Origin of the sequence: Nocardioides sp. CCNWLW239, from assembly GCF_037137035.1 — a bacterium.
Taxonomy (GTDB): domain Bacteria; phylum Actinomycetota; class Actinomycetes; order Propionibacteriales; family Nocardioidaceae; genus Nocardioides.
Genome location: NZ_JBBBNW010000003.1, coordinates 74,827 through 100,330 on the forward strand (window position 1 = coordinate 74,827; position 25,504 = coordinate 100,330).

Sequence of the window (25,504 nt, forward strand, 5' to 3'; positions counted from 1 at the left end):
GCGCTCCTACAGGTTGTTGTTGCGCGGCGGCAGCCAGCCCGGAGGACGCTGCGCCCGCGGCTGCGCCGGCGGCTCGTCGCCGGTCCTGTCCGGCTGACCGCCCTGAGGGTTGAACATGTCCACCTGACGCTCGGGGATCGCGCCGGAGGCCTGCTGGGCGTAGGGCCGAGGGGTCCAACGGCCGTTCTGCGGCCGGAGCTGCGTGGGTCGAGGACGCGGGGTGAACATGTTGCCGACGCCGTCGTCCAGGGCCTGACCGGCCTGCGGGCTGCCGGAGGCGGCGGGCTGGCGCGTCGGCAGTCGCTGCAGCGACTGCCGGGGCTGCTGTGGCATGGCGTGCTGCTGACCGGCGATGCCCGCCGATCCCGTGGCCAAGTCCTGCGACATCGTCGGGTGGGGACCTGAACCGGTCGCCTGGTTCGGGGTCCAGGGGTCGTCGAGGTCGTCGTTGATGCCGGCGAACATGGTGCCGAAGCCGATCACGATCAGCATGCCGGCCGAGATCGCGAAGATGGGCATCGCCAGGTAGACCGGGTCGGCGCCGCTGACGTGCCCGAGCTTGTCGTCGGCCGAGCTGTGGATCTCGAGGGCGAGCATGCCGGTGTAGTGCATGACGCACACGCCGATGCCCATGATCACAGCAGCCCCGACCCGCATCAGCGGCGTGGTGACGTTGAAGGTGAAGAAGAGCGCGAGCGCCGAGGCGACCAGCGCGATGACGACGGAGAGCACGACGATGGCGGGCTTCCAGACCATGTCGGCGTTCATGTCCATGGCGTACATGCCGGTGTAGTGCATCGCGACCACGCCGGTCCCGGTGACCAGGCCACCGACGATGTAGCCCGCGTTGCCTCGCATGGCTGTCGCGATGAGCATGCCGACCATGGCCGCGACGATCGCCGCCACCAGCGAGATGACGGTGATGCCGATGTCCAGGGCGTAGGCCACATGACTGTCGAAGGCGAGCATGCCGATGAAGTGCATCGACCAGATCGCGCCGCCACCGATCGAGGCGGCCGCACCGAAGAGCCAGAGCCAGGATCCGCTGCCGCCGCCGACCTTGCGGGCGCGGGTGGCGCAGGTCAGGCCGACCCATGACCCGAGAACAGAGATGATGAATGACATCGCGACCAGAGGCTGGCTGAAGGCTCCGATCGTGACTGCTTCAATGGTTGTCACGCTGTCTGATTTCCTCTCGTTCCTCGCCGCGGGGGTATGGGGGATCGGCGGGGTGGATCTGGAATCTGCATAGATACCCTTAGGGGTATCTGGCGCAGTCGTAACGGGCTATGGTGCCGCTGTCGCGCAGGTCACAATAGAGGAACAGGTCCCCTATTTCCATGCGGGGGTAGGGTGGCTCCGCTATGCCCAGTGATGTATATGTGCTCGAACACGACGACATGCAGCAGTCGGCCGTCGTTCTGGGGGAACCGACTCGCCTCGTCTTCGACTACATGAGGCGTATCGGCGATGTTATCGACACGTTGCCTCCAGGGCCAGTGCGTGCGCTGCACGTCGGCGGTGCCGCGATGACGCTGCCGCGCTATGTCCATGCGACCAGGCCGCGCTCCTCCCAGATCGTGCTCGAGCCGTCGGTCGAGATCATCGAGCAGGTACGCCGCGAGGCACCGCTGCCGCCGCGCAGCGGGATCAAGGTGCGTCCCGTCGACGGCCGGAGCGGCATCAGCAGCGTACGTGACGACTTCGCCGATCTGGTGATCCTCGACGCCTTCGACGGCGGTCTCACTCCGGACGAGCTCACCTCCGCGGACTTCGTCGAGGACGTACGCCGCGTGCTCGCCCCCTCCGGGCTCTTCGTCGCCAACCTCGTCGACCGGGCGCCGTTCCCCCGGGTGCGGGACTTCGTCGCCGTCGCCCGCGATCTCGGCGACGTGGCCATCGGGGTCGAGCCGGCGACGATGAAGGGCCGTCGCGCCGGCAACCTGGTGGTCGTCTGCGGTGGGCTGCCGGCAGCGCCGTTCGGATCGCCGTCCCCGATGGACTACCGCGTCTTCACCGGTCGAGCCGTTGCCGACTCCTTCGGCGGCGGTTCGCGCCGTTAGGCTGGCGCGCATGTCGATCGAGCTGGCCCGCGCCCACCTGGACCGATTCGGACGCGGTGGGGACATCATCGAGTCGGAGGAGTCGAAGGCGACCGTCGAGCTCGCTGCGGCCGCCCTCGGTGTGTCCCCGGCGGAGATCGCGAAGACGATCAGCCTCTACACCGAGGACCGGTCCTCGGCGATCCTCGTCGTCGCCTCCGGAGACGCCAAGATCGCCAACGCGAAGTTCAAGGCCCACTTCGGCGTCAAGGCGCGGATGCTCGCGGCCGAGGACGTGGAGCCGATGACCGGCCACGCGATCGGCGGGGTCTGCCCGTTCGGCAACCCGGACTCGGCGCAGGTCTGGCTCGACGCCTCGCTCAAGCGGTTCGACGTGGTCTATCCGGCGGCGGGCGAGGCGAACACCACCATCGAGCTCACGCTCGGGGACCTGGAGACGATCAGCGGTGCGCGGGGCTGGGTCGACGTGACCAAGCTGCCTGACACCGTGCTCTGAAATGCCGTGCGCTGAAATGGGGGACGGCCCGCCCTGCCGAAGCAGGACGGGCCGCCGTAAAGGCTAGGAGACGTCAGACAGGACGGACGTTCTCGGCCTGCGGGCCCTTCGGGCCCTGAGTGACGTCGAACTCGACGCGCTGGTTCTCGTCCAGGGTCTTGTAGCCCTGGGTCTGGATCGCGGAGAAGTGCACGAAGACGTCGTCGCCCCCGTTGTCCTGGGCGATGAAGCCGAAGCCCTTGTCGCCGTTGAACCACTTCACGGTTCCCTGAGTCATGAATCTAATCCTTGTGTAAACAGGGCGACTCCGTGCCGCCCTTTGGGCGTTGAATCCACGAGTCCTGATTTCTGCTTCTGCGGAAGACCAAGTGCTGCACGAACGGTCACCGAGAGCAACCGCGAAGCGCGTGGGGACGCCTCCTTCAACGCCGACAAGCCTACATGCCACGGACCGACTTTGGGCATCCCCCTCATCTCGGCGTTTCAGGCGCCGGTCCGTCCGGATCAGCGGTCACGCGGACCGTACGGTTTTGACAACCCCGAGCATCGGATCGTCAAGATCGGGGTAGTGGTAGTCAACCGACGAGAGTGAGAACACGTGGATCAGCCATGGTGGCGCGAGGCCGTCGCATATCAGATCTACCCGCGTTCGTTCGCGGACGCGAACGGCGACGGACTCGGCGATCTGCAAGGCATCACCGATCATCTGGGCTACCTCGCGGCGCTGGGCGTCGACGCGATCTGGATCTGCCCCTTCTACACGTCGCCGCAGAACGACCACGGCTACGACGTGGCGGACTACTGCGACGTCGACCCGATCTTCGGGACGCTCGATGATGCCGACCACCTGATCGCACGCGCCCACGAGCTCGACCTCAAGGTGATCGTCGACCTGGTGCCGAACCACACCTCCTCGGCACACCCGTGGTTCGTGGAGGCGCGCGCGTCGGCACCGGGATCGGCGGCGCGGGATCGCTACATCTTCCGCGACGGCCGCGGTGAGGCGGGGGAGGAGCCGCCGACCAACTGGCGCTCGGTCTTCGGCGGTCCGGCGTGGACCCGCGTCGAGGACGGGCAGTGGTACCTCCACCTCTTCGACGACGACCAGCCCGACCTCAACTGGCACAACCCGGAGGTCGTCGCCGAGTTCACCAAGATCCTCACCTTCTGGCTCGATCGTGGTGTCGACGGGTTCCGGGTCGACGTCGCTCATGGGCTCTTCAAGGATCTGCGCGACCAGGTCGTCCCTGAGGGGCTCCCGCTGATGTCGGACGCCGCCGTGATGTACCAGCGGGGCGTCACCGACGCACCCATGTGGAACAACCCGGGCATCCACGAGATCTACCGCTCCTGGCGCACGCTGATCGACTCCTTCGACGGCGACCGGATGATGGTCGCCGAGGCCTGGACCTCCGGTCCGGCCGAGATGCGGCGCTACGTACGCGCTGACGAGTTCCACCAGGCGTTCAACTTCTCCTGGTTGCAGGCGCCGTGGTCGGCCGAGGCCTTCACCGAGGTGATCGAGTCGACGCTGAAGGCGCTCGGTCCCTCACGGGCGGCGCCGACCTGGGTCCTGTCGAACCACGATGTCGTACGTCACCGCTCGCGCTACGGCGACGGGCTGCAGGCGCTGCACCGGGCCCGCGCGGCGACACTGGCGATGCTGGCGCTGCCGGGGTCGGCCTACCTCTATCAGGGTGAGGAGCTGGGTCTGCCGCAGGTCTATCTGCCGCCGGAGTATCAGGAGGATCCCTGGTCGGAGACCGGCGAGGGCGGTCGTGACGGCTGCCGGGTGCCGCTGCCGTGGAGCGGGTTCGAGCCGCCGTTCGGGTTCAGCCGGCTTCCCGACGAGGACCTGCCGACCCAGCCGTGGCTTCCGCAGCCCGCCGAGTGGGTGGACCTCACCGTGGCCGCCCAGAACGGCGTCAAGGACTCCACGCTGGAGTTCTACCGGGCGGCGCTGGCGGCGCGGCGTACCTATGCGCTCGGGGCCGACGAGGACGTCGCGATCCTGGACGCGCCCGAAGGCGTCGTGTCCTTCCGGCGCAGTGGGGTCGAGTTGGCCGACGGCACGAACGGCGACCTGATCGTCGTGCTGAACTGCGGGATGGAGCCGACGCCGCTGCCCGAGGGCGAGATCGTGATGTACAGCGGCGACCCGGTGGTGGGTGACCTCCCGACCGACGCCGCCGTCTGGATCTTCGCGCCTGCGGGCGAGTAGCCCTCTCGGCGAACGGTCAGCAGCTGCGAAAGTGCTGGTGATGGCCGTGTGAGTGGTGGTGCGCGTGGTGGCGCCCCTTGCGGAAGACGATCGCCCCGATCGCGATCGCGGCGAAGACCCACCACGGCACGCCCATCACCATCAGGCCGATCGCGACCAGCAGGAAGCACGCGATCAGCGGGAACGCCCGGGGCCTTCCCCGGCGAGGGCGCGGCCTCCGGGCGACCTGAGCCGGCTGCGGCATGCTCTTCGGAAGGTCGGTGAAGAGCATGTCCAGGTCGGCGCGCACCCGCGCGGACCAGACCGCGTCCAGGCGCTCGTAGTAGTCGTCGTCGGAGAGCCGGCCGGTCGAGTAGTGCTCGGCGAGCCTCGCCGACGCCTCCTCCCGTTCGGCCTCGCTCACCCGCAGGTTGTCGAGGTTGCTCATGTCCTTCTCCCTTGTGGCGCGCTTCGACTATCGGCGTAGTGTCTCGATATATCGCGAGGGTACGCCTGAAGGAAGGCCTCCGCAAGTGACTTTGGTCGGGCGGCGCTGGTTCTGGGCTAGGTGAGCAGCAGCACGACCAGCAGGATCGCGGGCACCGTGCCCAGCGTGGTGACGAAGATGACGTCACGGGCCAGCAAGGTGGCACGGCCGTAGCGCTGCGCGACGACGAACACGTTCTGGGCGGTCGGCAGGGCGGAGAGCACGGTCACGGCGAGCAAGGCGTCGGCATCCAGGCCCAGGATGAACCGACCGACGAGGTACGCGGCGACGGGCTGCACCATCTGCTTGGTCGCGACCACGGCGGCCAGGTCGAGCGCCGGTACGCCGCGCCCGGGCAGCGGGCCGAGGCGCAGTGCGACGCCGTAGGCGATCAGCATCGACGGGACCGCCATCCCGGCCACCAGCTCCAGCGGAGCCGAGACCGGCTCGGGCAGATCGACGTCGCTCACCGAGAGCGTGACCCCGATCGCGGAAGCGACCGTGATCGGATTGGTCAGCGGGCGGCGGACGATCTCCCAGACCGACAGCCTCGTGGTGCTCGCGTCGACATCGAGCAGGACCAGCGCCAGCGGCTGGAGCACCAGCATCTGGAGCAGCAGCGTCGGCGCGACCAGGACCGGGTCGCCCAGGACGTACGCCGCGATCGGCAGCCCGAGGTTTCCGGCGTTGGCGTAGGAGCCGCAGAGGACCGCGACGACCGTGTTGCCCAGTCCGCGGTGCCGAAGCGTCTCGACGGTGGCCACCAGGGTGGCCGCGACCAGCACGCCGGCGGCGACCGCCACCAGGTTCCCGGAGAGTACGAAGCCGAGATCGCTGTCGTCCATGACCGTGATCAGCAGCGCCGGGCTGGCGACGTAGAACGCGACCGTCGAGAGCGTCCGTTGTCCGCGCTCGTCCAGGATCCGCAGCTGGGCGAGCAGGGCGCCGAGTGCGATGAGGACGCTGATCGTGGCGAATCCGGTGAAGACCCCCGCCACGGCCTACTGCTCGCGTCGCAGGTCGAGGAGGCCGCGAGCGGCGTGCTCGGTGACGATGCGCTCGGCCTCGGCGGCGTCGCGGGCGCGCAGCGCGAGCACGAGGGCGCGGTGCTCGGCGTAACGGTCCGCGCCGAAGTCGTCTCCGGCGAGCAGGTGCGACCGGGAGATCTCCCGCTGGCGCGACCGGGTCAGTGAGCGGGACTGCTCGAGGAGGCGGACGAGGACCGGGTTGTGGGCCGCTGCGTTGACCTGCTCGTTGAAGCGGCCGAGGACGTCGAGAAACCGGTCGGCGTGCCGATCGACCGGTTTGCCGTCGCGGTGGCGAGCCTGGATCACGATCACCAGGTCGTCGGCCTCGTCGAGCAGTCGGTCGAGCTCGTCGAGCTCGCCGTCGGTCGCATGCCGTGCAGCGAACCTGGCGGCCAGGCCGCGCAGCGCGACCTCGACCTCGGCGAGGTCGTGGCTGGCGTCCTCCTCGATCCGGGCCACCCGTGTCGTACGCGGCCCGACGCGCTCCACCAGACCGTCGAGCTCGAGCCGGCGGATCGCCTCGCGGACCGGGGTCGGGCTCACGCCCAGGCGCTCGGCCATGCCTCGCTCGGTCACCTTGGCCCCGGGCTCGAGCTCGCCGGAGCCGATCTGACTGCGTAACGCCTGGTAGACGCGTTCGGCGATGGTCGTGGTCTCCGGGGTGGTCTCAGGGGAGGAGAGCGACATGACCCTGATCCTAAGCCACTTTTCCAACAGTGCCACCTCTTGACTGTTTTGCTGTAGCAAAACTACTGTGAGCGCCGCCACACCCAGCAGGGTCCATGCGGGGGCCATGCAGAGATCACGGAGGTCCGTCTTGTGAGCACCACCATCCCCACCGCACCGTCACGGCAGCTCGGGCCTCGCCGGATCACCCTCCTCGTCGCACTCGCGGTCTTCGCGCAGGAGTCGATGTGGAACTTCTACGACAACCAGGTGCCGCCGCTGCTGCGCGAGCACCTGGCCAGCGCCGCGCTGGTCGGCTTCATCATGGGCATGGACAACCTGCTCGGCATCTTCATCCAGCCGTGGATGGCCAACCGTTCCGACCGGACGCGCACCCGCTGGGGGCGGCGGATGCCCTACCTCGCCGTCGGCATGCCGTTGGCAGTGGTGCTGTTCGTGATCCTGCCGCACACCGCGGACAGCCTGCCGCTGCTCATCGTCGTCATCGTCGCCTTCGCGCTGGTGTCGAACTCGTTCAAGCCGATCGGCGAGGCGCTGGTGCCCGACTTCATCGCCCCCGAGCGGCGCAGCCGCGCGAACGCCGCGGTCAAGATCGCCTCCAGCCTCACCGTGATCGTGGCGGCCGTGGTCAGCATCGTGCTGGTCGACGACCACCCGGATCTCTCCTTCGCGGTGATCGCGCTGATCACTCTCGTCTCGGTCACCGTGCTGTGCCTCTCGATCCGTGACAGCTCCTCACCCGGCTACCAGGCTGCGGTGGCCGAGGACGCCGCGGAGGATGCCGACGCGGAGTCGACGTCGGTGGGGCAGGCACGGATCCGTGACACCATCTGGGAGATCGTGCGGGACGCCGACCGGAGCCGCCTGCTGCTGATCGTGGCGATCCTGATCTTCGGCAGCGCCTGGGCCGGCTCGCGCGCCCTGGTCACGCCCTACGGCATGGAGACCCTCGGGATGTCGCGTGGCGACGCCGGCGGGCTCACGCTGCCGAGCGGTGTCGCGTTCCTGCTCGCCGCCTACCCGACCGCCCTGTTCGCCGAGCGCTTCGGCCGGCTGCGCACCATGATCGTCGGCATGGCGATCTTCGCGGCCGCCATGGTCCTCGGCACCCTCGTCCAGACGCCGACCGGCACCGTCGTGGCTTTCTGCATCGGCGCCGCCGGTGCCTCGGCCTTTCTGGTCAACGCCGTCGTCGTGCTGTGGAACCTGGCGCCCTCGGCGCGGGTCTTCGGGACGTACGCAGCTCTCTACGCCGTGGGTTGGCAGAGCGGCGCCTTCCTCGGGCCGGCACTGATCGGCGGGGCCGTCGACGTCCTGGGCTGGCCGACCATGCTCCTCGACATCGCGGTCGTCGCGGCGGTCGCGGTCGTCATCGTGGTGCGGATCGACCGGCTCCAGCGACGTGCCGATGCCGAGAGGGCGGTGTGAACGGTGGCTCGGATCCTGATCACCACCGACTACCTGCGGCCCGGCGACGAGGTCGATGACCTCCTCCGCTCCCGGGGCCACGAGACCCGCTTCGCCTCCGGAGACCTGGTCGCGGACCTCGCCTCGGTGGAGGGTGCTCTGGTCGGGCACGACCCGCTCACCGCGGAGATGATCGCGTCCGCGGACCGGCTGAGAGCGGTCGTACGCACCGGCGTGGGCTTCGACGCGATCGACGTCGAGGCGGCCGCCCGCGCCGGGATCACCGTCAGCAACCTGCCGGGGATCAACGCCAACGCGGTCGCGGAATACACGATGGGGTTGCTCCTCTCCTCCTCCCGCCGGCTGGTCGAGAGCGCGACCGGCGTCGCCTCTGGCGACTGGCCGCGCAAGAGCGGCCGCGAGCTGCGTGGCTCGACGCTGGGGCTGATCGGCTACGGCGCTGCTGCTCGTGCGGTCGTGCCGCTGGCCCGGGCGTTCGGGATGAGCGTGCTGTGCACGACCGGGGTGCCCGTTGCCGAGCGGGGCGACGCGGACGTCGAGTTCGTGGAGCTGGAAGAGCTGCTGGCAGCTGCCGACTTCGTGTCGGTGCACACCGCGCTCACGCCGCGGACCCGCGGACTCCTGGACGCTGCCGCGTTCGCGCGGATGAAGCCCGGCGCGGTGCTCGTGAACACGGCTCGCGGCGCGATCGTCGACGAGGACGCGCTCGCCGCCGCAGTCCGGGCGGGACGGATCGCCGGGGCCGTGCTCGACGTGGTCGCCGAGGAGCCGCTGCCGGCCGAGAGCCCGCTGCGCGGGGTGCCGGGGATCGTCGTCCACTCCCACCTGGCCGGGCAGACCGTCCAGGCCCGTCGGGCCGCCGGGATCGAGGGAGCCCACGAGCTCCTCGACGCGTTGGCCGGCCGCCCGCACCACGCTGTCAATGCCCACCTGATCGAGAAGAGAGACAACAGATGACCAGCGACACCGCTGACTCCGTCAGCATCCTGGTGCCCAGCGGGATGCTCGGCGCCGGGTTCCCGGAGGAGACGATCGCCCGCGGCATCGCCCTGGGGGCCGACGTGATCGCCGTCGACGGAGGTTCGACCGACTCGGGTCCCTACTACCTGGGCGCCTCGAAGCCGAAGACCACGGCTGCGGCGGTCGCCCGGGATCTACGCATCCTGCTCCGTGCTGCCGCAGGCGCAGGGATCCCGCTGATCGTCGGCTCCTGCGGCACCAGCGGCACCGACGACGGCGTCGACTGGGTCGCCGGCATCGTCGCCGGCCTGCTCGCCGAGGAGGGCCTGTCGATGAAGGTCGCCCGGATCTACAGCGAGCAGCGTGCCGCGGACCTGAAGGAGCCGCTCGAGGCCGGCCGGATCCATCCGTTGCCGCCGCTGGGCGACCTCGACGCGGCGACCCTCGAGGACTGCACCCACATCGTCGCCATGATGGGCCACGAGCCGATCGCCGAGGTGCTCGCGGCCGGGGCCCAGGTCGTGCTGGCCGGGCGGGCGACCGACACGGCCAACGCCGCTGCGTACGCGCTGCTGAAGGGGATGCCCGCCGGGCCGACCTGGCACGCGGCCAAGATCGTCGAGTGCGGTGGCCAGTGCACGACCAACCCACGGGCGGGCGGGGTCTTCGCGACCATCGACCGGACCGGGTTCACCATCGAGCCGCTCGACGAGACCGCTGCGTGCACGCCGATCTCGGTGGCCGCCCACATGCTGTACGAGACGGCGAACCCGTTCGAGATGCGGGAGCCGGACGGGACCCTGGACGTGCGCGATGCGGTCTACACCGCGCTCGACGAGCGCCGGGTGCGGGTCGAGGGATCGCTGTTCCACCACGCCGAGCAGCACACGATCAAGCTCGAGGGCGCCCGGATCACCGGCTACGAGACCATGTCCTTCTCTGCTATCCGGGACCCGCTGATCCTGAAGGACATCGAGGGCTGGGCCTCGCTGATGCACGTCGTCTTCACCCAGCGCGTCGAGCAGACCCTCGGCCTGACCAGCGACGACTACGACTACGACCTGCGTCTCTACGGCTACGACGCGGTCCTCGGCGATCTCGACCCGTCCACCGAGCCGCCGCGCGAGGTCGGCGTGATGCTGCTCGTCCGTGCCGCCGACCAGGACCTGGCCACCGCCGTCGCCAAGGTCGCCAACCCGCTGATGCTGCACCTGCCGGCGCAGGACATGGACTACCTGCCGAGCCTGGCGTTCCCCGGGTCGCCGGCCGAGGTCGAGCGGGGGGCTGCGTACGAGTTCGTGCTCAACCACGCCGTCGACAGCCTCACCCCGACCGCGATGTTCCGCACCGAGCTCGACGAGAGGGAGAAGCACCGTGCCTGAGACCACCCTGGGGGACCTCGCGATCGAGGTCCGCTCCAAGAACGCCGGGCCGTTCTGGATCACGATGGAGCTGTTCATGCAAGACGACGACGGCTACCGGATCGCCGCGGACGAGACGTACCTGAACGAGGACATCGTCGCCGAGCTCTACCGGGTCGACCCCGCGTCGGTCCAGCTCTTCCGGATCCCGTCGCTCAACGTCGTCAAGATCTCCTATCCGCGCCCGGTCTCGCAGGGCTCGTTGCGGGACCGCGACGTCCACGCCGGCCAGCATCACGTGCCGCTGGCCCAGCTCGTCGTGCCGCAGCAGGGAGTGCAGTGAGCTAGAGGTCCAGGTGGTCGCAGATCGCCTGGGCCCAGCGCTCATAGCCCGCCGGCGAGGCGTGGAACCCGTCGGCGGCGAAGAAGGACGGCTCGGCGGGACCGAGGTCGGCCGAGCTCACCCACTGCACAGACGTACGTCCGGCGCAGACCAGTCGCGCTGCCACGTCGAGCACCTTCCCGCGCTCGGCGAGGTAGCGCCGCAGGGTGCGGGGGAGCGACGGGAACGCGCCGAACTCCGGGATCCCGGGGACGACGGTGTGGGCGGCGTGGTCCTGAAGGGTCTCGACGATCGCGGTCAGATCACGCGTCCAGGCCTCGGCCGAGCGGCGCGCGAGGATGTCGTTGACGCCCACCAGGAGCACGGCGAGGTCCCACTCTCCGGTGACCTGGGTGAGGACGCCGTGCCGGATCCGCTCGCTCGTCGCGCCGTATTTCCCCAGCGCCCGCCACTCGACCGGGCGCTCGGTGCGCTTCCCGATCGCGCGGGCCATCGCCCCGGCGAAGGCGAGGTCGTGGGTCGGCGCCCCGCGCCCTGACGCGGACGAGTCACCGATCACCAGCAGCCGCAGCGGATCGGGGTCGTCCTGGGTCGGCGCGTCCACGAGGCCCGTGGTCGGGCCTTCCGGGCGAGGCTCCTTGCCGATGGTGCGGCGGACGTACGCGGCTTCTGCGGCGACCAGTGGGAGCAGCAGCGGATTCATCGTCTCTCCCTGAGCGGATCAGTGGTGACGTACGTGATGTCCTGTCGTTCTACCGCGCGTGCTCCGGCGGATCTGCGGCGTTGGTCGAACGGTGGGCGAATGTCCCCGGAAGGTTTGACGTCGGTCGACGACGTCGGTCGACGTCGAGGTGAGCGACTTCCGGGCCGACCTTCCCGGAGATGGGGGCACATGACGGAAAGAGGCCGCGTTCGGCGAAGGTCTTCCTGGCGGTGAAGGGGACGTCCAGGACGACGCGGGTGCTAGCAGGCGTACGCGATCTGCTCCTGGACCTCGAAGCGGAGGCCGTCGGCGGCGGCGATGTAGACGTCCTGGTCCACGAGGTTGCCGTGCATCCGCATCAGGCCGCGCGGGCTGGAGTAGCTGTGGCGTTCGGCGAGCTGGAGCGCGGGTCCGACCTCGAGCCCGCCGCAGGCGTCGCCGACCTGACGCAGGAACATCAGGGACTCGTAGCAGGACTCACCCACGGCGTTGAGGGCGGGCGCGTACTCGCCGAAGCGGTGGTAGTAGCGCTCGGCCAGGCCGGCGGACTCGGGGGTGGTGAGGCCGTCGAAGTAGGCGGCGGCCGCGAAGACGTTCTCGTTGGCGCACGCGCCGCCGGCGAGCAGGGTGTTCTCCTCGACCGCGGGGCTCAGCCGGGTCAGCGACGAGCTCAGCCCGGCGGCGGCGAACTGACGGTTGAAGCAGACCGCGTCCTGACCCATCAGCAGCATGATCACCCCGTCCTGGTCACCGCTCTCGAGCTGGCGCAGCACGCCGGCGAAGTCGCGGGTTCCGAGGGGGACGTACGTCTCGTTCACGACCTCCGAAGGCGTCCCGCGCAATGCGGCGCGGGCCGTCGACCCGGTGACCCGCGGGAAGACGTAGTCGTTGCCGACCACGGCCCAGCGGGAGACGCCGTGGTTGGCCCGCATCCAGGCGGCGGCCGGGAGCAGCTGGTTGACCGGGCGCTCGCCGAGCATGAAGACACCGGGGGTGTCGTCGCCGCCCTCGTGCATAGCGGCGAAGGCGTAGAGAGCCCTGCCGCCGATCCGGGCGGTGATCGCCTGGCGTACCGCAGAGATGTGCCAGCCGGCGATGGCGTCGACCCGGCCGAGGTCGACGAGTCGGGCGACCTCGGCGGCGACCTCGTCAGGGGAGCGTCCGGCGTCGACCGCCACCAGCTCGACCGGTCGTCCGGTGATGCCGCCGCCGGTGTTGAGGTCGTCGGCCGCCAGCTCGCCGCAGGCCAAGCAGCCGGGGCCGTAGATGCCGGTCGGGCCCTGCATCGGCACCACGAACGCGATCGAGACCGCCCCCGGCGGGCGGGTCGCGAGGCCCAGCAGGGCGTGGGAGGACGGGGTGAACGACGGTGGAGTCATCGACACCTGCTCCCGAACGGAATGTTGTCCTGATGACTCACCATTGAGCCGTTGGATGGTTAGGGTACGGCAGACAGCGATCGTGGGGAGGACTCATGGAGGTTGCCGAGACGGCCGGCACGGATCCGGCCGTGCTGCTCGCCCGGGCGCAGCGGCGGATCGAGCGCGCGCTCGCCGAGGCGTACGCCGACTTCGACCTCACCGCGGAGCAGTGGCGCATCCTCAGCGTGCTGCTCGACGAGCCCGGTCAGACGATGACGAGGCTCGCCGACGGCGCCGCGCTCCCGGCCGGCACCCTGACGCGCCACGTCGACCGGCTCACTGAGCGCGGGCTGGTGCTGCGCAGGATCCACGCCGAGGACAAGCGTCGTGCCGTCGTCGCGCTCTCGCCGGTCGGTGCCTCGGTCGCCCGCGAGATCCGCGCCCGGCAGCAGACCGACGCCGTCGCCGGGGTCGTCCGCGACCTCCGGAGCGCCCTCGACCGACCCTGAGCTCTGCCGCTGAGGGCAGTTTCCGTCTGGAAACAAATCCTCGCCGGGCCTGACACATCGGTGAAACAACCCGTCCCTAGATTCCTTCCATTCGAGAGCAACTGTCCGATGGAAGGACCCCCACCCCGTGCGTACGAAATTCTCGAGCCGCGTCCTCGCGGCCAGCTCGGTGCTCGCCCTCGGCTTGACCGCGACAGCCTGCGGTGGCGCCAAGACCGGCGACACCGCGACCAGCGAGAGCTGCGTCGACACCAGCGGCGACACCATCAAGATCGGCTTCCTCAACTCCCTGTCCGGGACGATGGCGATCAGCGAGACGACCGTCTTCAAGTCCCTGTCCATGGCGGCCGAGGAGATCAACGCCGACGGTGGCGTGCTCGGCAAGAAGCTCGAGATCGTCAGCGAGGACGGCCAGTCCGAGCCGACCGTCTTCGCCGAGAAGGCGACCAAGCTGATCCAGGACGACTGCGTCGCGGCCGTCTTCGGCGGCTGGACCTCCAGCTCGCGCAAGGCGATGCTCCCGGTCTTCGAGGGCAACGACGCGCTGCTCTTCTACCCGGTGCAGTACGAGGGCCTGGAGTCCTCGCACAACATCTTCTACACCGGCGCGACCACCAACCAGCAGATCATCCCTGCGCTGGACTTCCTCAAGCAGGAGAAGAAGATCGAGTCGATCTTCCTGGTCGGCTCCGACTACGTCTTCCCGCGGACGGCGAACAAGATCATCGAGCAGTACGCCGCCGCCAACGGCATCAAGGTGCTCGGCGAGGAGTACCAGCCCCTCGGCTCGACCGACTTCGGCACCGTCGTCGACAAGGTCAAGGCCGCCGGCGCGGACGCCGTCTTCAACACCCTCAACGGCGACTCCAACGTGGCCTTCTTCAAGGAGTACAAGGGCAAGGGCCTGACCGCCTCGGCGATGCCGGTGCTCTCGGTCTCGATCGCCGAGGAGGAGGTGCCGGGCGTCGGGGTGGGCAACCTCGAGGGGCAGTACACCGCCTGGAACTACTACCAGACCATCGACAGCCCGGCGAACAAGGAGTTCGTGGCCGACTTCAAGGCGGCGAACGGCGCCAAGGCGGTCACCTCCGACCCGATGGAGGCGGCCTACACCTCGCTGCACCTGTGGAAGGGCATGGTCGAGAAGGCCGACTCGTTCGCGGTCGAGGACGTCATCGATGCCGCAGGCGGCGTCACCTACGACGCGCCCGAGGGCACCGTGGAAGTCGACGGCGAGAACCACCACATCGCCAAGACCGCGCTCATCGGCCAGGTGAACTCCGAGGGACTGATCGACACGGTCTGGTCGAGCGACAAGCCGATCGAGCCGGACCCCTACCTGAAGTCCTACGACTGGTGGAAGAACTAGCCCGTTGGACACGTTCCTCGCCCAGGTCTTCACCGGCGTCTCCGCCGGTGCGGTCCTGCTCCTCATCGCCCTCGGGCTCACCCTGACCTTCGGTCAGATGGGCGTGATCAACATGGCCCACGGCGAGTTCATCATGGCCGGCGCGTACACCGCCTACGTCGTCTCGACCATCGTCGCCAGCACCGAGCTGAGCCTGCTGATCGCGCTCCCCGCGGGGTTCGTGATCGGAGGCCTGCTCGGGCTGGTGCTCGAGGCGAGCGTGCTGCGGTGGATGTACGCCCGTCCGCTGGACACGCTGCTGGTCACCTACGGCATCGGTCTCGTCCTGCAGCAGGTCGCGCGCGACGTCTTCGGGGCTCCGGCCAAGGAGGTGCCCGCGCCCGGCTGGCTCGACGGCTCGATCCCGATCCTCGGTTACGACTTCCCGCTGACCAGGCTCTTCATCCTCGTCCTGGCCGGGGCGTGCGTCGCGGCGCTGTTGGCGGTGCTCCGGTTCACCGCACTCGGGCGGCAGATCCGGGCGACCGTCGGCAACCGCGACCTCGCCGAGACCATCGGCATCTCGACCCGGCGCACCGACCGGGCCACCTTCTTCATCGGCTCCGGCCTGGCCGGCGTCGCCGGGGTGGCGCTCACGCTGCTCGGCTCGACCGGCCCCAACCTCGGCACCTCCTACATCGTGCAGGCGTTCCTGGTGGTCGTCGTCGGTGGCATCGGCCATCTCAAGGGCACCATCGTGGCCGCCCTCGGGATCGGTCTGCTGCAAGCGTTCTTCGCTCACGCCCTGACCGGCTCGGTCGCGCAGGTGATCGTCTTCCTGGCGATCGTCGCCTTCCTGCAGGTGCGCCCGCAGGGCATCCTCTCGGTCCGGACCAGGAGCCTGGCATGAAGACCCCGAAGATTTCTCCGTACGTCGGCTGGCTGCTGCTCGCGGTCGCCCTGCTCGTCCTCGCCCCGGCGGTGCTCTCGGACTTCCGGCTCGGTCTGCTGGCCAAGTACTGCTGCTACGCCATCGCCGCGGTCGGCATCGGCCTGGCCTGGGGCCGTGGCGGGATGCTGGTGCTCGGCCAGGGGCTCTACTTCGGCATCGGCGCCTACGCGATGGCGATGCACCTCAAGCTCGCCGACGCCGGTCCCGGCGGGGTGCCGGACTTCATGGCGCTCTACGGCGACGCCACGGTGCCGGGCTGGTGGGAGCCGCTGCGCAACGGCGGCCTCGCGCTCGTCGTGATCCTGGTCCTGCCGGCACTCGTCGCGGGCCTGCTGGGCCTGGCCGTGTTCAAGCGGCGGATCAAGGGGGCGTACTTCGCCATCCTGTCGCAGGCGCTGGCAGCAGCCTTCGCGATCCTGCTCGTCGGCCAGGTGAAGACCACCGGCGGCGCCAACGGGCTCAACAACTTCCAAGGCTTCTTCGGGTATGCCCTGTTCGACCCCGCCAACAAGCGGATGCTCTATTTCCTCGCCGCCGGGATCCTGCTGGTCTCGATCCTGGCGATGGCCTGGCTCTACAACACCCGCTTCGGCGAGCTGCTCGTCGCGGTGCGTGACGGCGAGGAGCGGGTCCGCTTCCTCGGCACCGACCCGGCCAACGTCAAGCTGGCGGCGTACGTCATCGCGGCTGTCCTGGCCTCCATCGGCGGTGCGCTCTTCGTGCCGATCGCCGGGATCGTCTCGCCCGACGACGTCGGCGTGGTCGCCTCCATCGGGCTGCTCGCCGGGGTGGCGCTGGGTGGGCGGGCCTCGCTGCTCGGCCCGGCTGTCGGTGCGCTGCTCGTCGGTTATGCGGAGACGTCGCTCTCCGAGGCCTTCCCTGGGTCGTGGTCCTACTTCCAAGGTGCCCTGTTCGTGCTGGTCATCCTGCTGTTGCCGGGTGGGTTGGCACAGCTGTTGGGGCTGGTCGGCCGGCTGAATGCTCACCGAGGTAACTCGGTGGGCGATCGCTCTCCTCGCGGAGTTCCACGAGGGAAGCACAGCGTGACCGAGGTACCTCGGTCAGCATCCGAGGAGGTGGCAGCGCGATGACCCTCACGGTGAGCGACCTGCGGGTCGAGTTCGACGGGTTCGTGGCGATCGACGGAGTGACGCTGACTCTGGAACCGGGCCGGCTGCACTTCCTGATCGGGCCCAACGGCGCTGGGAAGACGACGCTGGTCGACGCCCTGACCGGTCTGGCGAAGGGGAGTGGTGAGGCGCGCTATCGCACACGAGACCTGCTCGCGCTGGCATCGCACCGGATCACTCGCCTCGGGGTGGGACGTACGTTCCAGACCGCCACGGTCTTCGAGGAGCTGAGCGTGCTGCAGAACCTCGACATCGCCGCCGGGGTGCACCGGGCGCGGTGGCGGCTGATGCTGCCGCGGCGGGGTACGCCCGAGCAGGTCGCCGAGGTGCTGGAGACGGTGGGGCTCACCGAGCTGGCGGACCGGCCGGCCGGGGTGCTCTCGCACGGGCAGAAGCAGTGGCTCGAGATCGGCATGCTGCTGGTGCAGGACTCGTCGGTGATGCTGCTCGACGAGCCGGTGGCCGGGATGTCGGCCGAGGAGCGCGAGGAGACCGGCGAGCTGCTGCGCCGGATCAGCCCCGGGCGGACCGTCGTGGTCATCGAGCACGACATGGACTTCGTACGACGCTTCGCCGACGTCGTCACGGTCCTGCACGCCGGGAAGGTGATCGCCGAGGGCACCGCCGCCGAGATCAGGGAGGACGCCCAGGTGCAGCTGGTCTATCTAGGAGAGGACGCCTGATGCTGAGGATCGAGTCGGTCACCGGCGGTTATGGCCGCACCACGGTGCTCCACGAGGTCAGTCTCGAGGTGCCGACCGGCGCCGCGGTGGCGCTGATGGGACACAACGGCGCCGGTAAGACGACCCTGCTCAAGGTGGCGGTCGGTCTGGTGAAGGCCAAGACCGGCCGGGTGCTGCTCGACGGCGAGGACGTCACCGCGCTACGGCCGAGCGCACGGGTGAAGCGCGGTCTGGGCTACGTCCCGCAGGGGCAGCAGAGCTTCGGCGACATGACCGCGCTGGAGAACCTCCAGCTGGTCGGCGACCGGGCCGGGATCAGCGAGATGCTCGACCTGTTCCCGGCGTTGAAGGACCTGCTCGGCAGGCGTGCCGGGCTGCTCTCGGGCGGTCAGCGCCAACAGCTCTCGATCGCGCGGACGCTGCTGACCAGGCCGCGGCTGCTGATCCTCGATGAGCCGACCGAGGGCATCCAGCCCAACGTGGTGGCCGAGATCGAGCGGGTGATCTCGGAGCTCACCGGGCGCGGCGACCTCACCGTGCTGCTGGTCGAGCAGCACGTCGGGTTCGCGCTGCGTACGGCCTCGGCCTACTACATCCTCGAGTCCGGCCGGATCACCGCGCGCGGTGACGGCGGGGCCGAGGCTCGCGAGCACGTCCGATCCCAGCTGGCCGTCTAGAAGGATCCACCGATGCATCTGACTCCGTCCGACACCGAGAAGCTGCTGCTGTCCGTGGCCGGGATGGTCGCTCGCGACCGGCTCGCCCGCGGGGTGCTCCTCAACTACCCCGAGTCGGTGGCGCTGCTGTCCACCTGGGTGATCGAGCGTGCGCGTGAGGGCGCCCTGGTCTCCGATCTGATGACCCAGGGACGTGCCGTGCTGGCGCGCGAGCAGGTCATGCCCGACGTGGTCGACATGCTCGTCGAGGTGCAGGTCGAGGCCACCTTCCCCGACGGCCGCAAGCTCGTCACCATCCACCAGCCCATCGCCTGAGGAGGCCCCATGTCTGTGCAGTCCCGAGGACCCGGAGCCGTACGCGTCGCCGAGGGCACCATCCACCTCAACGCCGATCGGAGCGAGTCGGAGCGGCGTATGTTGGTCGTCCTCAACACCGGCGACCGGCCGGTCCAGATCGGCTCCCACATCCACCTCGCCGAGGTGAACTCCGCTCTCGACTTCGACCGTGAGGCGGCCGAGGGGTTCCGGCTCGACATCGCCGCCGGGACCTCGCGCCGGTTCGAGCCCGGCGCGTCCCGAGAGGTCGCGATCGTGGCGTTCAAGGGCGCGCGTCGCGTGCCCGGCATCCAGGTCAAGGAAGCGTGATGGTGGAGATCAGCAGGACCGAGTACGCCGCGCTCTACGGCCCCACCACCGGCGACCAGGTGCGCCTCGGTGACACCGACCTGTGGATCGAGGTCGAGGACGACCTGACCGCTGGTGGCGAGGAGTCGGTCTTCGGTGGTGGCAAGTCGATCCGCGAGTCGATGAACCAGTCCACGGTCTCCTCGGCAGACGGTGCGCTCGACACGGTGATCACCAACGCCCTCGTCCTCGACCACTGGGGCATCGTCCGCGCCGACGTCGGCATCCGCGGCGGGAGGATCGTCGCGCTGGGTCGCTCCGGCAACCCGGACATCGCCGACGGCGTCCACCCCGACCTGGTGATCGGACCGGGCACCGACGTGGTCAGCGGTGAGGGGAAGATCCTCACCGCCGGGGCGATCGACGTCCACGTACACCTGCTGTCCCGGTCACAGATCGTCGAGGCGATCTCGACCGGGATCACCACCGTCGGTGGAGGTGGCACCGGGCCGTCGGAGGGCTCCAAGGCCACCACGGTCACCCCCGGACCGTGGCACCTGGAGACCATCCACCGTGCGCTCGACGACATGCCGTTCAACCTGCTGCTGATGGGCAAGGGCAACACCGTCTCCGCCGCCGGGCTGGCCGAGCAGGCGCTGGCCGGGGCCGCCGCCTACAAGGTCCACGAGGACTGGGGCTCGACCCCGGCAGCGATCGACGCCGCGCTCCGCGCCGCCGACGAGCACGGTCTGCAGGTCACCCTGCACTCGGACTCGCTCAACGAGGCGGGCTACCTGGAGTCGACCATCGCCGCGATCGCCGGCCGCTCGATCCACGCCTTCCACGCGGAGGGTGCCGGGGGAGGGCACGCGCCCGACATCCTCTCGGTGGCCTCGCTGCCGCACGTGATCCCCGGCTCGACCAACCCGACCCTGCCGCACACCGTCAACACGGTCGCCGAGCACCTCGACATGCTGATGGTCTGCCACCACCTCAACCCGCGGGTGCCCGAGGACCTGGCCTTCGCAGAGTCCCGGATCCGGGCGACCACGATCGCTGCCGAGGACGTCCTGCACGACCTCGGCGCGCTGTCGATCACCTCCTCCGACGCCCAGGCGATGGGCCGGATCGGCGAGGTCGTCTGCCGCACCTGGCAGGTCGCCCACGCGATGAAGGCCCGGCTCGGGTCGCTGGGTGGTCCTGCCGACAACATCCGCGCGAAGAGGTACGTCGCGAAATACACGATCAACCCCGCCATCGCCCACGGGATCGCCGCCGAGGTCGGCTCCGTCGAGCCCGGCAAGATGGCCGACCTGGTCCTGTGGGACCCACGGTTCTTCGGCATCCGTCCGGAGGTCGTGATGAAGGGTGGTGCCCTGGTCTGGGGTGCCCTCGGCGACCCGAACGCCTCGATCCCGACCCCGCAGCCGGTGCTGATGCGACCGACGCTGGTGGGGCCGGGGGCGGACCACGCGGTCTCGTTCGTCGCACCGTCTGCGCTGGATGCCGGGCTGGCCGAGCGCCTCGGCCTGCGCCGCCGCCTGGTCGGCATCCAGCCGACCCGGGAGATCGGCAAGGCCGACATGATCAACAACTCGGCGACGCCGGACATCCGGGTCGAGCCCGAGACGTTCCGCATCCACGTCGACGGAGAGCTGATCGCGCCCGCCCCCGCGACCGAGCTGCCCCTGACGCAGCTCTACTCGATGTTCTGAGCGCGATGTCCGAGGAACTGCTCATGATGCTGCTGGCAGACGCCCGCCTCCCGGTCGCCGGCCACACCCAGTCGGGCCAGCTGGAGGCAGCCGTACGCTCCGGCCTCACCGCCGAGCAGGTCACCGCCTTCATGCGCTCACGACTGGCCAGCGTGGTGCGGGTCGAGGCGGGCACGGCCTCGGTCGCGCTGCACCGGCTGCGCGCCGGGCTGCCGTTGGAGCCGGTCCTGGACGCCTGGGCGGCCCGCACCCCGGCGGCGCCGATGCGGGACACCTCGCGCACCCTCGGCCGGGCACTGTTGCGGCTGGTCAAGAGGGTGTTTCCGGACTCTCCGCACGTGCACGCAGTGGCCGCGCTCCAGCGGCCGTGCCGTCCGCTCGTCCTGGCCGCGGCGGCCGCCACGGGGGGCCTTGCGCCGGCGTCGCTGGCCCGGCTGGTGGCGTACGACGACCTGCAGACCGTCGCCTCGGCAGCCCTCAAGCTGCTGCCTCTCGACCCGCTCGACGCCACCACGTGGGTGCACGACCTGCTCCCGGAGGCCGAACGGCTCGCCACCGAGGTCGCCCCGCTCACCGATCCTGACCAGATCCCCGCGCCCAGCGCACCCCAGCTCGACCTGTGGGCACTCGCCCACGCCGACACGACCAGGAGGTTGTTCAGTGCCTGAAACTCAGACGAAGAACGGAACGGAGAACGGCAGGGGACTGCGCATCGGGGTGTGCGGGCCGGTCGGGACCGGGAAGAGCTCGTTGATCGCGCTGCTCTGCCGGGAGCTCGCCGCCGACCTCGAGATCGGTGTCGTCACCAACGACATCTACACCGACGAGGACGCCCGCTTCCTCCGCTCCGCCGGCGTGCTCGACCCGGCCCGCATCCGGGCCGTGGAGACCGGCGCGTGTCCCCACACCGCGATCCGTGACGACGTCACCGCCAACCTCATCGCCGTCGAGGAGCTCGAAGAGGACTTCGCGCCGCTGGACGTGGTGCTGGTCGAGTCCGGGGGAGACAACCTCACCGCGACGTTCTCGCCGGCGCTGGTCGACACCCAGATCTTCCTGATCGACGTCGCGGGGGGCGGCGACGTCGCCCGCAAGGGCGGACCCGGCATCGAGCGCGCCGACCTGCTGATCGTCAACAAGACCGACCTGGCGCCGTACGTCGGTGTCGACCCGATCGCGATGGTCTCCGACGCGGGGTCGGTCCGTGAGGGCCGTCCGGTCATCGCGCTCTCCCGGACCGACCCGACCTCCGTCGAGGCGCTGGTCGACTGGGTCAGGTCCGAGCTGGCCCGGCACCGCGGTGGCGACCTGGTGCCGGCCGACCCGGGCCCGATGGCACCGCACTTCCACGCCGATGGCACCAGCCATGCCCACGAGCACGACGCCGAGCATGTCCACGACCATCAGCACGTCTGAGCTGGCCAGCGGCTCCCTGACCCGGGTGCGGGTCGGGGCGGTCGACGGCACGCGCGTGCGGGTGCAGACCGACGTCACCGGCCCGGCGACCGCGCCGGCGCTGCGCCCGATGCTGCTCGCCAGCGACGCCCGCTCGGCGCGGATCTCGCTGGTCCCCGACGGCGCGATGCTGCTGGCCGGTGACCAGGTCACCGTCGAGGTGGAGGTGGGGGAGGGGGCGAGCCTGACCCTGGTCGAGCCGGCCGGGACGGTCGCGTACGACATGGACGGCGGTCGCGCGTCCTGGGCGGTGCGCATCTCGCTCGCGGCGGGCGCCACCCTGGTCTGGGCGGGCGAGCCGTTCGTCGTCTCCGCCGGCGCCGACGTCACCCGCGACACCCGGGTCACCCTCGCCCCGGGAGCGAGGCTCGCCCTGCGCGAGAGCCTCGTCCTCGGCCGCCACGGCGAGCGCCCCGGCCGGGTGAGCACCACCTGGTCGGCCCACGAGCACGACGGGCGCCCGCTCCTGGTCGAGTCCCTCGACCTGGGCGCGAGCTCGCTGGCCCCAGGACTCCTCGGCCGACACCGCGTTCTCGCGTCGGTCACGGTGCTCGGGCGCGACATCCCGTCCGACGCGTACCCGGACGGTCGCCTCGACCTGGAGCGCGGCGGCACCCTGTGGCGTCACCTGGCCTCCGAGTCCCATGAGGTCCCGCATCAGCCCTGGGAATGCGCCACCACTGGTTGATGTTTCAACGGGCGTGACTGACATCGAGTTCGGCCTGGACACCTTCGGCGGGGTCACCCGCGACGCCGAGGGCAAGCCGCAGCACCACGCGCAGGTGATCCGGAACATCGTCGAGGAGGGTGTGCTCGCCGACCAGGTCGGGCTCGACTTCTTCGGCGTGGGCGAGCACCACCGCCGCGACTTCGCCGTCTCCAGCCCGGAGATGGTGCTCGCCGCGGTCGCCTCCCGCACCGAGCGGCTGCGCCTCGGCTCCGCCGTGACCGTGCTCAGCTCGGACGACCCGGTGCGGGTCTTCGAGCGCTTCGCGACCCTCGACGCGGTCTCGAACGGCCGCGCGGAGATCGTCGCCGGCCGCGGCTCGTTCACCGAGTCGTTCCCGCTGTTCGGCTTCGACCTCGCCGACTACGAGGAGCTCTTCGAGGAGCGACTCGACCTGCTCGCCGCGCTCCTGAAGGAGGAGAAGGTCACCTGGGAGGGCCGCACCCGCGCGGCGCTCACCGACCAGGAGGTCTTCCCGCGCACCGAGAACGGCCTGACCGCCTGGGTCGGCGTCGGCGGCAGCCCGGAGTCGGTCGTACGCACCGCCCGCCACGGCTTCGGGCTCTTCCTGGCCATCATCGGCGGACCGGCCGACCGGTTCGCGCCCTACATCGACCTCTTCGAGCGCGCCCAGGACGAGTTCGGGAAACCGCGGCAGCGGGTCGCCGTCCACTCGCCGGGCTTCGTCGCGGAGACCGACGAGCAGGCCCGCGAGACGGTCTACGAGGGCTGGCTGGCGATGCGGACCCAGATCGGCCGCGAGCGGGGCTGGCCGCCGCCGAGCCCCGGCGACTTCGAGCGCGAGATCGAGGGTGGGTCCCTCTACGTCGGCTCGCCCGAGACGGTCGCCCGGAAGCTGGCCGGCACCATCAAGGTGCTCGGCGTCGACCGGTTCGACCTGAAGTACGACCAGGGCCAGGTCCGCCACGAGGACCTGATGGGCTCGATCGAGCTCTACGGGACCCGCGTCGTACCGCTCGTCAAGGACATGCTCGGCTGACGCGGGTCCGGGCCCGGGCTCGTCAGCTCAGCCAGCTCGAGATCGGGTGGATCGCGAAGTAGACGGCGAACAGGACGGCCACCAGCCACATCAGCGGGTGGATGGTCCTGGCCTTGCCGCGTACGACCTTGATCAGGACGTAGGCGAGGAACCCGGCGCCGATACCGACCGAGATCGAGTAGGTGAACGGCATCAGCGCGATCGTCAGGAACGCGGGGATGGCGATGTCCAGGTCGGCCCAGTCGATGTCCTTGACCTGCTGCATCATCAGGAAACCGACGAGCACCAGGGCGGGAACGGCCGCCTCCGACGGGATCACCGTGACCAGGGGCGCCAGGAACGTGGTGAGCAGGAACAGCACACCGGTGACGACAGCCGCCAGTCCGGTGCGGGCGCCCTCGCCGACGCCGGAGGCGGACTCGACGTAGGAGGTGTTGGAGGAGACGCCGCCGGCACCACCGGCCGCGGCGGCCAGCGAGTCGACGACCAGGATCGAGCGCGTACGCGGCGGGGTGCCGTCCTCGCGCAGCAGTCCGGCCTCGGTGCCGATCGCGGTCATCGTGCCCATGGTGTCGAAGAAGTCGGCGAGCATGAGGGTGAAGACCAGCAGGACCGCGGTGACGATGCCGACGCTCTCGAAGGAGCCGAGCAGGTTGAACTCGCCCAGCGTCGCGAACGAAGGCCAGTCGATGATCTTCTCCGGCATGGCCGGTACGTTGAGCGACCAGCCGGTCGGGTTCTCGGCGCTGCTCGCGCCGAGGTCGGCGATGGCCTCGACGATGATCGCCACCACCGTGGTCGCCGCGATCGAGATCAGGATCGCGCCCCGCACCTTGCGCACCCACAGGGTGATCACCAGGATCATGCCGATCACGAAGACCAGCACCGGCCAGCCCGCGAGCTGCCCGGTCGGGCCGAGCTGCACCGGGACGGTGGTGTTCGCGGCGTCGGGGATGCGGCGTACGAAGCCGGCGTCGACGAAGGCGATCACCGCGATGAACAGGCCGATCCCGACCGAGATCGCCGTCTTCAGCTCACGTGGCACGGCGTGGAAGACGGCCTCCCGGAAGCCGGTCAGCACCAGGACGAGGATCACCAGACCCTCGATCACCACCAGACCCATCGCGTCGGCCCAGGTCATCTGGCTGGCGATCGAGAACGCCACGAACGCGTTGAGCCCGAGCCCGGTCGCCAGCGCCATCGGGTAGTTGGCGACGACGCCCATCAGGATCGTCATCACGCCCGCCACGAGCGCCGTGCCGGCCGCGATCGCCGCGAGGTTGTCACCGCTCGTGCCGCCGAGGAGGTCGCCGTTCACGTCCTCGGCGAAGCCGAGGATCAGTGGGTTCAGCGCCACGATGTAGGCCATCGTGAAGAAGGTGACCACGCCACCACGGACCTCGCGCCCGACGGTCGAGCCGCGTGCGCTGATCTGGAAAAACCGGTCAACGGCGTTCGTACGTGACGAGGTCGAGGTGCTCACGGCGGAATCTTTGCAGATCTTGGAGGTCCATGGGGTAGCCGCCTCGGCGTGCGCCCGGTCTCAGGTGATCGTTCTCACTGATCA

28 protein-coding genes are annotated in these 25,504 nt (G+C 69.8%); 20 read left to right on the forward strand and 8 right to left on the reverse strand.

The window, feature by feature from the left end; translation table 11 throughout:
- Positions 1–6 precede the first annotated feature (6 nt).
- On the reverse strand, positions 7–1,179 hold the full coding sequence (locus tag WBG06_RS12175; RefSeq protein WP_336737020.1) for an MHYT domain-containing protein: 1,173 nt from the start codon (positions 1,177–1,179) through the stop codon (positions 7–9).
- 185 nt (positions 1,180–1,364) lie between these two features.
- Between WBG06_RS12175 and WBG06_RS12180 the strand changes: the two genes are divergently transcribed.
- Positions 1,365–2,063: a spermidine synthase gene (locus tag WBG06_RS12180; RefSeq protein ID WP_336737021.1), complete on the forward strand. Its 699-nt coding sequence runs from the start codon at positions 1,365–1,367 to the stop codon at positions 2,061–2,063.
- 10 nt (positions 2,064–2,073) lie between these two features.
- Positions 2,074–2,559: a YbaK/EbsC family protein gene (locus tag WBG06_RS12185; protein WP_336737022.1), complete on the forward strand. Its 486-nt coding sequence runs from the start codon at positions 2,074–2,076 to the stop codon at positions 2,557–2,559.
- 73 nt (positions 2,560–2,632) lie between these two features.
- Here the strand turns inward: WBG06_RS12185 and WBG06_RS12190 are convergent, their stop codons facing one another.
- Complete coding sequence (locus WBG06_RS12190) at positions 2,633–2,836, reverse strand: cold-shock protein (protein WP_008357755.1); 204 nt, start codon at positions 2,834–2,836, stop codon at positions 2,633–2,635.
- Positions 2,837–3,157: 321 nt separating this feature from the next.
- Between WBG06_RS12190 and WBG06_RS12195 the strand changes: the two genes are divergently transcribed.
- Complete coding sequence (locus tag WBG06_RS12195) at positions 3,158–4,780, forward strand: glycoside hydrolase family 13 protein (protein WP_336737023.1); 1,623 nt, start codon at positions 3,158–3,160, stop codon at positions 4,778–4,780.
- Positions 4,781–4,796: 16 nt separating this feature from the next.
- Here WBG06_RS12195 and WBG06_RS12200 read toward each other — a convergent pair whose 3' ends face one another.
- From WBG06_RS12200 to WBG06_RS12210, 3 genes are all read right to left on the reverse strand, one after another.
- Positions 4,797–5,207: a DUF1707 SHOCT-like domain-containing protein gene (locus WBG06_RS12200; protein ID WP_336737024.1), complete on the reverse strand. Its 411-nt coding sequence runs from the start codon at positions 5,205–5,207 to the stop codon at positions 4,797–4,799.
- A 116-nt stretch (positions 5,208–5,323) separates the two neighbouring features.
- Positions 5,324–6,244 carry an AEC family transporter gene (locus WBG06_RS12205; protein WP_336737025.1) on the reverse strand — a complete coding sequence of 307 codons (921 nt, stop codon included), beginning with the start codon at positions 6,242–6,244 and terminating at the stop codon, positions 5,324–5,326.
- A gap of 3 nt (positions 6,245–6,247) precedes the next feature.
- Positions 6,248–6,961 carry a GntR family transcriptional regulator gene (locus WBG06_RS12210; protein WP_336737026.1) on the reverse strand — a complete coding sequence of 238 codons (714 nt, stop codon included), beginning with the start codon at positions 6,959–6,961 and terminating at the stop codon, positions 6,248–6,250.
- A gap of 132 nt (positions 6,962–7,093) precedes the next feature.
- Between WBG06_RS12210 and WBG06_RS12215 the strand changes: the two genes are divergently transcribed.
- Genes WBG06_RS12215 through WBG06_RS12230 form a run of 4 tightly spaced genes read left to right on the forward strand, consistent with a single transcriptional unit; the run spans position 7,094 to position 11,053 of the window.
- Positions 7,094–8,389: an MFS transporter gene (locus WBG06_RS12215; protein ID WP_336737027.1), complete on the forward strand. Its 1,296-nt coding sequence runs from the start codon at positions 7,094–7,096 to the stop codon at positions 8,387–8,389.
- Positions 8,390–8,392: 3 nt separating this feature from the next.
- Entirely contained in the window at positions 8,393–9,346 is a 954-nt protein-coding gene (locus WBG06_RS12220; protein ID WP_336737028.1) for a phosphoglycerate dehydrogenase, read from the forward strand.
- A complete protein-coding gene (locus WBG06_RS12225) occupies positions 9,343–10,731 on the forward strand; it encodes an acyclic terpene utilization AtuA family protein (protein WP_336737029.1) in 1,389 nt (462 codons plus the stop codon). The genes WBG06_RS12220 and WBG06_RS12225 overlap by 4 nt, the downstream gene beginning before the upstream one ends.
- A complete protein-coding gene (locus WBG06_RS12230) occupies positions 10,724–11,053 on the forward strand; it encodes a DUF4387 domain-containing protein (protein WP_336737030.1) in 330 nt (109 codons plus the stop codon). Before WBG06_RS12225 ends, WBG06_RS12230 begins: the two co-directional genes overlap by 8 nt.
- Before the next feature lies 1 nt (position 11,054).
- On the opposite strand, the gene WBG06_RS12235 is transcribed toward WBG06_RS12230, so the two are convergent.
- Together WBG06_RS12235 and WBG06_RS12240 are read right to left on the reverse strand one after the other, a co-directional pair.
- The gene (locus WBG06_RS12235; RefSeq protein ID WP_336737031.1) at positions 11,055–11,756 is read right to left on the reverse strand and encodes an SGNH/GDSL hydrolase family protein; all 702 of its coding nucleotides are present in this window, start codon (positions 11,754–11,756) and stop codon (positions 11,055–11,057) included.
- Between the two features lie 260 nt (positions 11,757–12,016).
- Positions 12,017–13,135, reverse strand: a complete 1,119-nt coding sequence (locus WBG06_RS12240; RefSeq protein ID WP_336737033.1) for a substrate-binding domain-containing protein — start codon at positions 13,133–13,135, stop codon at positions 12,017–12,019.
- Between the two features lie 95 nt (positions 13,136–13,230).
- Here WBG06_RS12240 and WBG06_RS12245 point away from each other — a divergent pair, with 95 nt between their 5' ends.
- The 13 genes from WBG06_RS12245 (at position 13,231) to WBG06_RS12305 (ending at position 23,937) form a co-directional block, all read left to right on the forward strand.
- Positions 13,231–13,626, forward strand: coding sequence for a MarR family winged helix-turn-helix transcriptional regulator (locus WBG06_RS12245; protein WP_336737034.1), 396 nt, complete (start codon positions 13,231–13,233; stop codon positions 13,624–13,626).
- A 127-nt stretch (positions 13,627–13,753) separates the two neighbouring features.
- Positions 13,754–14,995 (forward strand): urea ABC transporter substrate-binding protein, encoded by a 1,242-nt coding sequence (gene urtA / locus WBG06_RS12250; protein ID WP_336737035.1) that lies wholly within the window; start codon positions 13,754–13,756, stop codon positions 14,993–14,995.
- A gap of 4 nt (positions 14,996–14,999) precedes the next feature.
- Complete coding sequence (gene urtB, locus WBG06_RS12255; RefSeq protein ID WP_336737036.1) at positions 15,000–15,884, forward strand: urea ABC transporter permease subunit UrtB; 885 nt, start codon at positions 15,000–15,002, stop codon at positions 15,882–15,884.
- Complete coding sequence (urtC, locus tag WBG06_RS12260) at positions 15,881–17,017, forward strand: urea ABC transporter permease subunit UrtC (protein WP_336737037.1); 1,137 nt, start codon at positions 15,881–15,883, stop codon at positions 17,015–17,017. Before urtB ends, urtC begins: the two co-directional genes overlap by 4 nt.
- Positions 17,014–17,739 (forward strand): urea ABC transporter ATP-binding protein UrtD, encoded by a 726-nt coding sequence (gene urtD, locus WBG06_RS12265; protein WP_336737038.1) that lies wholly within the window; start codon positions 17,014–17,016, stop codon positions 17,737–17,739. The genes urtC and urtD overlap by 4 nt, the downstream gene beginning before the upstream one ends.
- Positions 17,739–18,416 (forward strand): ATP-binding cassette domain-containing protein, encoded by a 678-nt coding sequence (locus WBG06_RS12270; RefSeq protein WP_336737039.1) that lies wholly within the window; start codon positions 17,739–17,741, stop codon positions 18,414–18,416. The genes urtD and WBG06_RS12270 overlap by 1 nt, the downstream gene beginning before the upstream one ends.
- Positions 18,417–18,428: 12 nt before the next feature.
- Positions 18,429–18,731, forward strand: a complete 303-nt coding sequence (locus WBG06_RS12275) for an urease subunit gamma (RefSeq protein WP_336737040.1) — start codon at positions 18,429–18,431, stop codon at positions 18,729–18,731.
- 9 nt (positions 18,732–18,740) lie between these two features.
- The gene (gene ureB, locus WBG06_RS12280) at positions 18,741–19,061 is read left to right on the forward strand and encodes an urease subunit beta (RefSeq protein ID WP_336737041.1); all 321 of its coding nucleotides are present in this window, start codon (positions 18,741–18,743) and stop codon (positions 19,059–19,061) included.
- On the forward strand, positions 19,061–20,755 hold the full coding sequence (locus WBG06_RS12285) for an urease subunit alpha (protein ID WP_336737042.1): 1,695 nt from the start codon (positions 19,061–19,063) through the stop codon (positions 20,753–20,755). The genes ureB and WBG06_RS12285 overlap by 1 nt, the downstream gene beginning before the upstream one ends.
- 23 nt (positions 20,756–20,778) lie before the next feature.
- Positions 20,779–21,423 (forward strand): urease accessory protein UreF, encoded by a 645-nt coding sequence (locus WBG06_RS12290; RefSeq protein WP_336737043.1) that lies wholly within the window; start codon positions 20,779–20,781, stop codon positions 21,421–21,423.
- Positions 21,416–22,171: an urease accessory protein UreG gene (gene ureG, locus WBG06_RS12295; protein WP_336737044.1), complete on the forward strand. Its 756-nt coding sequence runs from the start codon at positions 21,416–21,418 to the stop codon at positions 22,169–22,171. Before WBG06_RS12290 ends, ureG begins: the two co-directional genes overlap by 8 nt.
- Positions 22,146–22,898 carry an urease accessory protein UreD gene (locus WBG06_RS12300; protein WP_336737045.1) on the forward strand — a complete coding sequence of 251 codons (753 nt, stop codon included), beginning with the start codon at positions 22,146–22,148 and terminating at the stop codon, positions 22,896–22,898. The genes ureG and WBG06_RS12300 overlap by 26 nt, the downstream gene beginning before the upstream one ends.
- A 13-nt stretch (positions 22,899–22,911) precedes the next feature.
- Positions 22,912–23,937 carry an LLM class flavin-dependent oxidoreductase gene (locus tag WBG06_RS12305; protein WP_336737046.1) on the forward strand — a complete coding sequence of 342 codons (1,026 nt, stop codon included), beginning with the start codon at positions 22,912–22,914 and terminating at the stop codon, positions 23,935–23,937.
- Between the two features lie 22 nt (positions 23,938–23,959).
- On the opposite strand, the gene WBG06_RS12310 is transcribed toward WBG06_RS12305, so the two are convergent.
- Positions 23,960–25,420: an NCS2 family permease gene (locus WBG06_RS12310; protein ID WP_336737048.1), complete on the reverse strand. Its 1,461-nt coding sequence runs from the start codon at positions 25,418–25,420 to the stop codon at positions 23,960–23,962.
- Positions 25,421–25,504 lie beyond the last annotated feature (84 nt).

What these genes read in the sequence shown, in the direction of transcription:
- WBG06_RS12235 (WP_336737031.1), bottom strand. Translation starts at nt 11,756, where the DNA reads ATGAATCCGCTGCTGCTCCCACTGGTCGCCGCAGAAGCCGCGTACGTC.
- WBG06_RS12285 (WP_336737042.1), top strand. Translation starts at nt 19,061, where the DNA reads ATGGTGGAGATCAGCAGGACCGAGTACGCCGCGCTCTACGGCCCCACC.
- WBG06_RS12180 (WP_336737021.1), top strand. Translation starts at nt 1,365, where the DNA reads ATGCCCAGTGATGTATATGTGCTCGAACACGACGACATGCAGCAGTCG.
- WBG06_RS12210 (WP_336737026.1), bottom strand. Translation starts at nt 6,961, where the DNA reads ATGTCGCTCTCCTCCCCTGAGACCACCCCGGAGACCACGACCATCGCC.
- WBG06_RS12190 (WP_008357755.1), bottom strand. Translation starts at nt 2,836, where the DNA reads ATGACTCAGGGAACCGTGAAGTGGTTCAACGGCGACAAGGGCTTCGGC.
- WBG06_RS12290 (WP_336737043.1), top strand. Translation starts at nt 20,779, where the DNA reads ATGATGCTGCTGGCAGACGCCCGCCTCCCGGTCGCCGGCCACACCCAG.
- WBG06_RS12245 (WP_336737034.1), top strand. Translation starts at nt 13,231, where the DNA reads ATGGAGGTTGCCGAGACGGCCGGCACGGATCCGGCCGTGCTGCTCGCC.
- WBG06_RS12185 (WP_336737022.1), top strand. Translation starts at nt 2,074, where the DNA reads ATGTCGATCGAGCTGGCCCGCGCCCACCTGGACCGATTCGGACGCGGT.
- ureB (WP_336737041.1), top strand. Translation starts at nt 18,741, where the DNA reads ATGTCTGTGCAGTCCCGAGGACCCGGAGCCGTACGCGTCGCCGAGGGC.
- WBG06_RS12200 (WP_336737024.1), bottom strand. Translation starts at nt 5,207, where the DNA reads ATGAGCAACCTCGACAACCTGCGGGTGAGCGAGGCCGAACGGGAGGAG.
- WBG06_RS12225 (WP_336737029.1), top strand. Translation starts at nt 9,343, where the DNA reads ATGACCAGCGACACCGCTGACTCCGTCAGCATCCTGGTGCCCAGCGGG.
- WBG06_RS12270 (WP_336737039.1), top strand. Translation starts at nt 17,739, where the DNA reads ATGCTGAGGATCGAGTCGGTCACCGGCGGTTATGGCCGCACCACGGTG.
- WBG06_RS12240 (WP_336737033.1), bottom strand. Translation starts at nt 13,135, where the DNA reads ATGACTCCACCGTCGTTCACCCCGTCCTCCCACGCCCTGCTGGGCCTC.
- WBG06_RS12275 (WP_336737040.1), top strand. Translation starts at nt 18,429, where the DNA reads ATGCATCTGACTCCGTCCGACACCGAGAAGCTGCTGCTGTCCGTGGCC.
- urtD (WP_336737038.1), top strand. Translation starts at nt 17,014, where the DNA reads ATGACCCTCACGGTGAGCGACCTGCGGGTCGAGTTCGACGGGTTCGTG.
- WBG06_RS12300 (WP_336737045.1), top strand. Translation starts at nt 22,146, where the DNA reads ATGTCCACGACCATCAGCACGTCTGAGCTGGCCAGCGGCTCCCTGACC.
- urtC (WP_336737037.1), top strand. Translation starts at nt 15,881, where the DNA reads ATGAAGACCCCGAAGATTTCTCCGTACGTCGGCTGGCTGCTGCTCGCG.